This window comes from Kitasatospora sp. NPDC036755 (genome assembly GCF_040636595.1).
Lineage (GTDB): Bacteria > Actinomycetota > Actinomycetes > Streptomycetales > Streptomycetaceae > Kitasatospora.
The window spans coordinates 19,167-28,081 of sequence record NZ_JBEZUT010000082.1 but is presented as its reverse complement, the minus strand read 5'-3'; the positions used below and the strand labels follow the sequence as shown (position 1 = coordinate 28,081).

General features: G+C 74.5%; 10 protein-coding genes and 1 pseudogene. 7 read left to right on the top strand and 4 right to left on the bottom strand.

The features are described 5' to 3' along the window. Positions 1-393 (top strand): annotated as a pseudogene (locus tag AB0E96_RS15165) (ornithine cyclodeaminase family protein); the annotation flags it as partial. A 15-nt stretch (positions 394-408) separates the two neighbouring features. Here the strand turns inward: AB0E96_RS15165 and AB0E96_RS15160 are convergent. Both AB0E96_RS15160 and AB0E96_RS15155 read right to left on the bottom strand, forming a co-directional pair. Next, positions 409-738: a hypothetical protein gene (locus AB0E96_RS15160; protein ID WP_359823174.1), complete on the bottom strand. Its 330-nt coding sequence runs from the start codon at positions 736-738 to the stop codon at positions 409-411. Positions 739-867: 129 nt separating this feature from the next. Continuing rightward, positions 868-1,485, bottom strand: a complete 618-nt coding sequence (locus AB0E96_RS15155; protein ID WP_359823171.1) for a TetR/AcrR family transcriptional regulator — start codon at positions 1,483-1,485, stop codon at positions 868-870. Positions 1,486-1,591: 106 nt separating this feature from the next. Between AB0E96_RS15155 and AB0E96_RS15150 the strand changes: the two genes are divergently transcribed. From AB0E96_RS15150 to AB0E96_RS15140, 3 genes are all read left to right on the top strand, one after another. Next, positions 1,592-2,470, top strand: coding sequence for an NAD(P)-binding domain-containing protein (locus AB0E96_RS15150; protein WP_359823169.1), 879 nt, complete (start codon positions 1,592-1,594; stop codon positions 2,468-2,470). A gap of 190 nt (positions 2,471-2,660) precedes the next feature. Further along, positions 2,661-3,377 (top strand): GntR family transcriptional regulator, encoded by a 717-nt coding sequence (locus AB0E96_RS15145; RefSeq protein WP_359823166.1) that lies wholly within the window; start codon positions 2,661-2,663, stop codon positions 3,375-3,377. A gap of 93 nt (positions 3,378-3,470) precedes the next feature. Continuing rightward, positions 3,471-4,067 (top strand): Uma2 family endonuclease, encoded by a 597-nt coding sequence (locus AB0E96_RS15140; RefSeq protein ID WP_359823163.1) that lies wholly within the window; start codon positions 3,471-3,473, stop codon positions 4,065-4,067. A 1-nt stretch (position 4,068) separates the two neighbouring features. On the opposite strand, the gene AB0E96_RS15135 is transcribed toward AB0E96_RS15140, so the two are convergent. Then, a complete protein-coding gene (locus AB0E96_RS15135) occupies positions 4,069-4,752 on the bottom strand; it encodes an ABC transporter ATP-binding protein (RefSeq protein WP_359823160.1) in 684 nt (227 codons plus the stop codon). Further along, complete coding sequence (locus AB0E96_RS15130; RefSeq protein ID WP_359823158.1) at positions 4,749-5,825, bottom strand: ABC transporter permease; 1,077 nt, start codon at positions 5,823-5,825, stop codon at positions 4,749-4,751. Before AB0E96_RS15130 ends, AB0E96_RS15135 begins: the two co-directional genes overlap by 4 nt. A gap of 163 nt (positions 5,826-5,988) precedes the next feature. Here AB0E96_RS15130 and AB0E96_RS15125 point away from each other — a divergent pair, with 163 nt between their 5' ends. The 3 genes from AB0E96_RS15125 to AB0E96_RS15115 are packed head-to-tail and all read left to right on the top strand — an operon-like array spanning position 5,989 to position 8,888. Continuing rightward, positions 5,989-7,194 carry a sensor histidine kinase gene (locus tag AB0E96_RS15125; protein ID WP_359823156.1) on the top strand — a complete coding sequence of 402 codons (1,206 nt, stop codon included), beginning with the start codon at positions 5,989-5,991 and terminating at the stop codon, positions 7,192-7,194. Next, complete coding sequence (locus AB0E96_RS15120) at positions 7,191-7,817, top strand: response regulator transcription factor (protein WP_359823153.1); 627 nt, start codon at positions 7,191-7,193, stop codon at positions 7,815-7,817. Before AB0E96_RS15125 ends, AB0E96_RS15120 begins: the two co-directional genes overlap by 4 nt. Positions 7,818-7,865: 48 nt before the next feature. After that, positions 7,866-8,888 carry a nitronate monooxygenase gene (locus tag AB0E96_RS15115; RefSeq protein ID WP_359823151.1) on the top strand — a complete coding sequence of 341 codons (1,023 nt, stop codon included), beginning with the start codon at positions 7,866-7,868 and terminating at the stop codon, positions 8,886-8,888. The last annotated feature ends 27 nt before the right edge of the window (positions 8,889-8,915 follow it).

The window sequence follows — 8,915 nt, the reverse complement described above, 5'->3', positions numbered from 1 at the left end:
CTCGGGCTGACGGCCGAGGTCGGCGACCGGCGCGCGGTGCGCGAGGCGGACCTGGTGGTCTGCTGCACCACGGCGCGCACCCCGCTGTTCGACGGCGCGCTGGTGCCCGCCCACGCGGCGGTCGCGGCGGTCGGCTCGCACGAGCCGGACGCGCGGGAGGTGGACGAGCTGCTGGTCCAGCGGGCCGAGCTCTACGTCGAGGCGCGCGCGGTCGCGGCCCGGGAGGCCGGGGACCTGCTGATGGCCGGTGTGGCCGGGCGGCAGCTGTGGAACCTCGCCGAGCTGGTGCGCGGCGACGCCCTGGTGCCGGACGGGCGGCCGCGGTTCTTCAAGAGCGTCGGGATGGCCTGGCAGGACCTGGCCGTCGCGGCGGAGGTGTACCGGCGGCAGTAGTGGCGCGGCGGGCGCTCAGTCGCCCAGGAACACGAGCCGGCTGCCCGGGGTGGCGGCGCAGTCCGCGAGCAGGTCGCGCAGCTCGCGGACGGCGGCCCGCTGCTCCTCGGTGGTGCAGCGGGCGAGCAGGGCGGTGGCCTCCTCGAAGACCGCACCGGCGTCCCGCTCGTCGAACAGGGTGTCCCCGTAGGGGTCGATCCGGCCGAGCCGGTGGCGGGCGGGATCGGTGTGCCGGGCCAGGGCGTCGTCGAGGGCCGCCCCGGGGCTCGACAGGCGCAGCATCCTGGCGCCGGTACGGCGGCCGCCGGCCGGGTGGCCGTCGTACAGTGCGATGTCGATCGACACGTCGTAACTCCTGGTCGTGATCGGGAGTTGTGGAACCGGAGCCGGCGCAGCGGGAAGGGATCCCCCGCTGCGCCGGCTCCTCACGTTTTCCGGCTGCGCCCCCGGTGGCGGCTTCCGGTGCCGCGCGGGTCAGGCCCGGTCGTCGGCGTAGGCGGTGAGCAGCCGGGCCAGGTGCTTGCCGGTGACCAGCAGCGGCTGTTCGCTGCGGGCGACCTGGGCGGCGAGCTCGGCGCCCTCCAGGGTGCTGATCACGGTGCCGGCCAGTTCGCGGGCGTCCTGCTCGCCGATGCCGGCGGCGAGCAGCCGTTCCGTCACCACGGCCCGCCAGTTGGCGAAGGCCTCGGCCACCGCCTCCTCGATCACCGGCACCCGGCCGACCGTCTCCAGGGCGGTGCTGGTGATGGGGCAGCCGTCCTGCCAGTCGGAGGCGCGCAGTTCGGTGGCGAGCAGCCGGGTGCAGGCGGTCATCGCCTCGCCGAGGTCCGGCGAGGAGCCGAGCCCGGTGCGCAGCATGACGGCGAACTCCTCGTCCCCGTGCCGGATCGCCTCGGCGGCCAACTCCTGCTTGCCGCCCGGGAAGAAGTGGTAGACGGAGCCGAGGGTGGCCTCGGCCTCGCGGGAGATCTGCTTGATCCCGGTGCCCTCGTACCCCTGGCGCTGCAGCAGCCGGGAGGTGGCCCGGACGATCCGCTCGCGGGTGCCGGCTTTCGCCCCGGCCTGGGGGGAGGTCTTCTCGGGCGCGTTCACGGCGCGATCCTAGCCGAGATTCTGAGTAGAGCGTTCGTTCCAGTCCTGTGCTAGCGTCGGCCCGGCGCTCTAAATAGAGCGTTCGTTCCAGAGGAGGGGAAAGCGCATGTCCGTGGAGCAGTCGAAGCGGTCCGTGACGGTGATCGGGCTCGGCCCGATGGGGCGGGCCATGGCCGGGGCGTACCTGGACGCCGGGTACGCCGTCACGGTGTGGAACCGCACACCCGGGCGGGCCGGGGAGCTCCTCGCCCGGGGCGCGCGGGAGGCGCCCAGCGCCCGGGCGGCGGTGGAGGCGAACGAACTGGTGGTGCTCAGCCTCACCGACTACGACGCGGTGTTCGAGGTGCTGGAGGCGGTCGAGCCGGCGCTGGAGGGGAAGGTGATCGCGAACCTCAGCTCGGACACCCCCGGCCGGGCCCGCGAGGCCGCCCGCCGGCTGGCCGAGCACGGCGCCGCGCAGCTGACCGGCGGGGTGCAGGTGCCGCCGTCCGGCATCGGCGACCCCGCGTCGTCCACCTTCTACAGCGGCCCGGTCGAGCTGTTCCAGCGCCACCGCGCCGCGCTGGAGGTGCTCACCGGGGCCGACTACCGGGGCGACGACCCCGGGCTGGCGCAGCTGTACTACCAGATCCAGATGGACCTGTTCTGGTCCTCGATGGTCGGCTACCTGCACGCCACGGCGATCGCCGAGGCCAACGGCATCACGGCCGAGGAGTTCCTGCCGTACCTGAGCTCGACCGCCGCCTCGATGCCCGGCTTCCAGGCGTTCTACGCGCCGCGGATCACCGGCGGGGACCACCGCGGGGACGTCGACCGGCTGGCGATGGCGCTGGCCGGCATCGAGCACGTCCGGCACACCGCGGAGGACTCCGGGGTCGACGGCGCGCTGCCGGCCGTTCTCGCGGAGGCGGTCCGGCGGGGCGTCGAGGACGGGTTCGGCGCGGCCAGCCTCACCGTGCTGGTGGGGCGGTTCCGCCGGGAGTAGCCGTGTGTGCGGGCCGCGGGGGCCCGAAGATCGTGTGCCGTCGGCCGTTGTCACGGCCGACGGCCGCTGTCACCATGGCTTTCTGCGCCAGGAGGGGCCGGCGCGGCGGGTGTTCGAATCGCTGGCTGTTGCGCACGCAACGTAACGTGACATTGTACGCTGGTGTTCTGCACCCACCCGGAGGAACACCATGGCCGACCTCAAGTCCCGCACCCTGATCTCCGTACAGGAGCGGCTTCGCGACCAGGTCGCGCACGCACTCCGGGCGGCCCTGATCTCCGGCGAACTGCGCCCCGGCGTGGTCTACTCCGCCCCCGCGCTCGCCGCCGACTTCGGCGTCTCCGCCACCCCGGTCCGCGAGGCCATGCTCGACCTCGCCCGCGAGGGCCTCGTCGAGGCCGTCCGCAACAAGGGCTTCCGGGTCACCGAACTGACCGACCGGGACCTCGACGACTTCACCGAGATCCGCGCACTGATCGAGGTCCCGACCGTCGGCCGGGTGGCGGTCACCGCCACCCGGGAACAGCTGGAACGGCTGCGCCCGCAGGCCGAGGCGATCGTCGCGGCGGCCCGCAAGCACGACCTGATCGGCTACCTGGAGGCCGACCGCCAGTTCCACCTGGACCTCCTGGGCCTGGCCGGCAACACCCGGCTGGTCGAGGTGGTCGGCGACCTGCGCAAGCGCTCCCGGCTGTACGGCCTCAACCGGCTCGACGAGCGCGGCGAGCTGGTCTCCTCGGCGGAGGAGCACCTGGAGCTGCTGGACCTGCTGCTCGCCGGCGACGCGGCCGGCGCCGAGGCCTGCATGACCCGGCACCTCAGCCACGTCCGCTCGCTCTGGGCCGGCGAGGAGAAGCCCGCCGAGCCGGAGCCCTCGGCCCTGCGGCTGCGGTCCGGCCGGGGCTAAACCGCTCGTTCGGGTGAAGACTGAGGATCGGGCGCCGAAAGGCGTGCCGGTTCTACGATGATGCTCTCGACATCGGCAGCCAGGAGGAAATCCATGTCCGCCGCAGCAGTGGAAGAGCCCATGGAGCAGCCGACGCTGCTCGAAGCCGCTGAGCTGATCTCCAACCAGTTCACCGGGCACCGGGTCGAGATCGTCGGGAGCCAGATCACCGTGACGCCGCCGCCGAACGCTTCGCACAGCAAGTCGCTGAGCCGCCTGATGCGCGTGCTGTTCCAGGCCGGCCTCGATGGAGGCGGGACCGAAGTCCTTCAGGGCATCGGGATCTGGCTGCCGGATGGGCCGTCGGACTATGCGATTCCCGATCTGGCGGTTGTCGACGCCGATATCGACGATCACCTGATCGAGTACAACTGCTACGACCCGGCCGTCTTCCGGCTCGTTCTGGAAGTCACCTCGTCCAACCACAGCGATGACCTGAAGAGGAAGCCTTTCGTCTACGCGTCTGCAGGCGTGCCCGTCTACGTGATCGTGGATCGCGCGAATCAGCGAGTCATGGTGCTCACCGACCCGCAGGACGGCGAGTACCGGGTGCACGCCGTCCACCACCCCGGGCAGTCCTTCACCCTGCCGGAGTCGATCGGCGCCGCTGTGACGCTTTCGGTGGACGACGTGCTCATCGCCAAGAAGTAGCTCACACAGCCGCCGCCGGCAGGGTCAGCCTGCCGTCGTGGACCTCGGCGATCTGGTCGACGGCCGTCAGGTGGGTGCGGTCGTGGGTGACCAGCACGGTGGCGGTGGCCCGGCGGTGGGTGAGGTCGGTGATCAGGTCGAGGACGGCGGCGCCGCGCTCGTGGTCGAGGGCGCTGGTGGGCTCGTCCACCAGGAGCACCGTCGGGTCGTTCATCAGCGCGCGGGCGATGTTGACCCGCTGGCGCTGGCCGCCGGAGAGCTGGTGCGGGCGGCGGGCGGCCTGGTCGCGCAGGCCCACGGCGTCCAGGAGCTCCAGGGCGCGGGGCAGGGCGGTGCGCGGGGCGCGGCCGTCGAGGTGGGCCATCACCTGCAGCTGCTCCACCGCGGTGAGCGAGGGCAGCAGGTTGGCCTGCTGGAAGACGATGCCGATCTTCGAGCGGCGCAGCGCGGTGAGCTCCGCCCGGCCGAGGCCCGTGGTGTCGGTGCCGTCGACGACCACCTGCCCGGAGTCCGGGGTGATCAGGGTGGCGGCGACCGCCAGCAGGCTGGACTTGCCGGAGCCGGAGGGGCCGACGACGGCGGTGAGCGAGCCCTTGGGGACGGTCAGCGAGACCTCGTCCAGGGCGGTGAGCCGGCCGTCGCCGTCCGGGTAGGTCAGCGTGATGCGGTCGAGGGTCAAGCTCATCGGACACTCCCCAGGGCGGTCAGCGGGTCGACGGAGGTGATCCGCCGGATGGACAGGGCCGCTCCGATCGCGCCGAGGGCGATCATGACGGCGGCGGGCAGCAGGACGGTCGGGGCGTCCAGGACGAAGGGGACGGCGGAGCCGATCAGCGCGCCGAAGCCGGCGGCGACCGCGGTGCCCAGCAGGGTGCCGAGCACCAGCAGCAGGACGGCCTGGCCGAGGGCGTCGCGCAGCAGGTAGCGGGTGGAGGCGCCGAGGGCCTTGAGGACGGCGATGTCGCCGCTGCGCTGGATCGTCCAGACCGTGAAGAACGCGCCGATCACCAGGGCGGAGATGGCGAACAGGAAGCCGCGCATCAGCTGGAGCGAGCCGTTCTCCGAGGTGTAGGAGCCGATCGCGGCGAGGGCGTCGTCGCGGGTGCGGGTCTCGGTGCCGTGGCGGGCGTCGGCGCCGGCGAGGTCGGCGCCCTTCGCCGTGTCGAGCGCGATGACGGTGGCGTGGCCGGCGCCGCCGGGGGCGGCCAGCTGCCAGTCGGCGAGGGTGGTCCAGATGACCGGGGTGTGGCTGTACGCGGCGTCGCCCTCGACGGCGGCGACCTTCAGCGGGTGCCCGGCGAGGGTGAAGTCGGCGCCGGGGGCGAGGCCGCCCAGGTTCTCGGCGGCGCTCCTGGACAGCACGGCCTGGCCGGGGGCGACCCGGGTGCCCTTCGGGGCGAGCCCGGAGCCGTCCGGGACGCCGAAGGCGGAGAGCGCGGCGGTGCGCTGGCCGGCGGCGGCCTTGGTGGTGGTGATGCCGAGCGGCTGGGCGGAGGTGACGCCGGGCTCGCGCGCCCAGGCCTGCCACTGCTCGGGGGTGACCTGGGAGTCGGTGAAGGAGAGCTTCTGCCCGTCGGCGGGCTTGCCGAACACCAGGTGGTCGGCGGGCAGGCCGGTGACGGCGGAGATGTTCTGCCGGCCGAGCCCGGCGGTCAGCCCGGACAGCAGGCCGACCAGTACGGTGATCAGCACGATGACGGTTCCCATCAGGGCGAACCGCCCCTTGGCGAACCTCAGGTCCCTCCAGGCGACGAACACGACGGGCCTTCCTCTGCGGGGGTTCTCTCGACCCTTCCACCGTCCCCGACGGGAGGGGACCGGGGCATCGCGCCGGGGATTGCATCCTGGGCATCAAAGGGGAGACGCGGAGTTCAACCTTTTGATTGATGCCGGGCCCGGGGTGCCGACTTACGCTGGACGGATGGCGACCGAACGATCCAGAACCACCCCCGTCGCCCGCGTCCTCCAGGTCTGCCTGCACCTGCTCGTGGCGGGCCTGCTCGCGCTCGCCGTCGCCCGGGCCGTCTTCGTCGACCGGGGCGGCGATCCGGCCGCCGTCGCCGCCGCGGCCACCGCGATGGCGGCCGTCTACACCGTCGGGCCGCAGCTGGCCGCCGTGCGCCGCTCACGCCGGGCGGCCGCGCTCTGGCTGGCGCTGCTCGGCATCACCTGGGCGGGCGTGCTGATCGCCACCCAGGACGGGGTCTGGCTGGCCTTCCCGCTGTACTTCCTGGAACTGCACCTGCTGGGGCGGCGCGGCGGGCTCGTCGCCGTCGGGCTGACCGCGGCCGCCTCGATCACCGCGTGGTCCTGGCACCAGCACAGTTTCGGCTTCGCCGCCTCGATCGGTCCGGCGCTCGGCGCGGCCGTGGCCACCGCCACCGTGCTCGGCTACCAGGCGCTGTACCGGGAGAGCGAGGAACGCCGCCGGCTGATCGACGAGCTGACCGCGGCCCGCGCCGACGCCGCCGCCGCGCACCACGCGGCCGGGGTGCTGGCCGAGCGCGAGCGGCTCGCCCGGGAGATCCACGACACCCTCGCGCAGAGCCTCAGCTCCATCCAGCTGCTGCTGCGGGCCGCCCAGCGGGCCCTGCCGGAGCGCACCGAGGCCGCCGCCGACTACGTCGAGCAGGCGCGGCAGGCCGCCCAGGACAACCTGGACGAGGCCCGCCGGTTCGTCCGGGCGCTCACCCCGCCCGCGCTGGACGGCGATCCGCTGCCCGTCGCGCTGGAGCGGCTCTGCGCGACCACGACGGCGCACGGCGCGCTGCCCGTCCACCTGCACGTGTCCGGCGATCCGGTCCGGCTGCCGCCCGCGCAGGAGGTCGCGCTGCTGCGCATCGCGCAGTCGGCGCTCGGCAACACCATCCGGCACTCGGGCGCCACCCGGGCCGAGGTGACACTCAGCTACATGGAGGGCGAGGTGGCGTTGGACGTGGTCGACGACGGGGCCGGGTTCGACCCGGTGGCGGTCGCGGGCCGCACCGGCGAGGAGGGCGGGTTCGGGCTGCCCTCGATGCGGGCCCGGGCCCGGGCGCTCGGCGGCAGCTTCACGGTGGAGTCGTCGCCCGGGCAGGGCGCGGCGGTGGCGGTACAGCTGCCGGTCGCCCCGGAGGCGGGCCAGTGATCCGGCTGCTCATCGCGGACGACCACCCGGTGGTGCGGGCCGGGCTGCGGGCGGTGCTGGAGTGCGAACCGGACTTCGCCATCGTGGCGGAGGCGGCCACCGCCGAGCGGGCCGTCGAGCTGGCCGCGGAGCCGGGCGTGGACGTGGTGCTGATGGACCTCCAGTTCGGGCCGGCGGCGGCGATGAACGGGGCGCAGGCCACCGCGGCGATCACCGCCCGGGCGGGCGCGCCGCGGGTGCTGGTGGTCACCACGTACGACAGCGACGCGGACACCCTGCCGGCCCTGGAGGCCGGCGCCACCGGCTACCTGCTGAAGGACGCGCCGCCGGAGGAGCTGGCCCAGGCCGTACGGGCCGCCGCGGCGGGCCGCAGCGCCCTGGCGCCCAGCGTGGCGGACCGGCTGCTGGAACGGATGCGGACACCGGCGGCGGCGCTCAGCGCCCGGGAGACGGAGGTGCTGGGACTGGTCGCGGACGGGCTGACCAACCAGCGGATCAGCCAGCGGCTGCACCTGAGCCAGGCCACGGTGAAGTCCCATCTGGTGCACATCTACGCCAAGTTGGGGGTGGACTCGCGCACGGCGGCGGTGCGCGAGGCGCGCGGGCGGGGGTTGATCCGCTGAGCGTAGGCTGGGGGCCGTCCGTACCCGCGGCAGTGTGAGGAGCGCCCGATGGCCGTCCGTCCCGACGAGCTCGCCGTACCCGTGATCGGCGCCCCGATGGCGGGCGGGCCCTCGACACCCGAGCTGGTGGCGGCGGTGAACCGGGCCGGCGGGCTGGGGTTCCTGGCCGCCGGGATGAAGACCGCCGCCGGGATGGCCGAGCAGATCGCCGCGGTGCGGGAGGCCTCCGACCGGCCGTTCGGGGTGAACCTGTTCGTGCCGGGCCCGCCCGCGGACCGGGCGGCCGTCGCCGCCTACCGGGAGCGGCTGCGGCCCGAGGCCGAGCGGTGGGACGTGACGCTGCCGGAGGAGGCCGGGCCGGACCGCGACGACTGGGACGCCAAGTTCGCCGCGCTGCTCGTGGACCCGGTGCCGGTGGTCTCGTACACCTTCGGGCTGCCGACGGCCGAGGAGGCGGCGGCGCTGCGGTCGGTCGGCACCACCCAGGTCGGCACCGTCACCACGCCCGAGGAGGCGCGGGCGGCGGAGGCGGTCGGGATGGACGTGCTGTGCGTGCAGGGCCCGGAGGCGGGCGGCCACCGCGGCACCCACCGGGCGGCGGACCGTCCGGGCGAGCTGCCGCTGCTCGAACTGCTGCCCGCCGTACGGGAGGTGACGGCGCTGCCGCTGGTCGCCGCGGGCGGGATCGGGGACGGCCCGGCCGTCGCCGCCGCGCTGCGGGCGGGGGCGGTGGCGGTGCAGCTGGGCACGGCGCTGCTGCGGTCGGACGAGTCCGGCGCCTCGGCGGCCCACCGGGCGGCGCTGGTCGAGCTCCCGGAGACGGCCGTCACCCGCGCCTTCACCGGCCGCCCGGCCCGCGGCCTGCGCAACGCCTTCATGGACCGCTACGGCCGCTACGCCCCGTCCGCCTACCCCGAGGTGAACCGCCTCACCACCCCCCTGCGCGCCGCCGCCGCCCGCCACGGTGACACCTCCGCCATGCACCTGTGGGCCGGCACGGCCCACCTGCTGGCCCGTACGGGCCCCGCGGAGCAGATCGTCGCGGAGCTCTGGCAGGCGGCGCGGGGGTAGCGCCCCCGGCGCGCGGGCTGACGGGTG

Excerpts from the sequence above, each read along its gene's own strand:
- AB0E96_RS15150 (WP_359823169.1), top strand. The coding sequence starts at position 1,592 with ATGTCCGTGGAGCAGTCGAAGCGGTCCGTGACGGTGATCGGGCTCGGC.
- AB0E96_RS15145 (WP_359823166.1), top strand. The coding sequence starts at position 2,661 with ATGGCCGACCTCAAGTCCCGCACCCTGATCTCCGTACAGGAGCGGCTT.
- AB0E96_RS15140 (WP_359823163.1), top strand. The coding sequence starts at position 3,471 with ATGTCCGCCGCAGCAGTGGAAGAGCCCATGGAGCAGCCGACGCTGCTC.
- AB0E96_RS15135 (WP_359823160.1), bottom strand. The coding sequence starts at position 4,752 with ATGAGCTTGACCCTCGACCGCATCACGCTGACCTACCCGGACGGCGAC.
- AB0E96_RS15125 (WP_359823156.1), top strand. The coding sequence starts at position 5,989 with ATGGCGACCGAACGATCCAGAACCACCCCCGTCGCCCGCGTCCTCCAG.
- AB0E96_RS15115 (WP_359823151.1), top strand. The coding sequence starts at position 7,866 with ATGGCCGTCCGTCCCGACGAGCTCGCCGTACCCGTGATCGGCGCCCCG.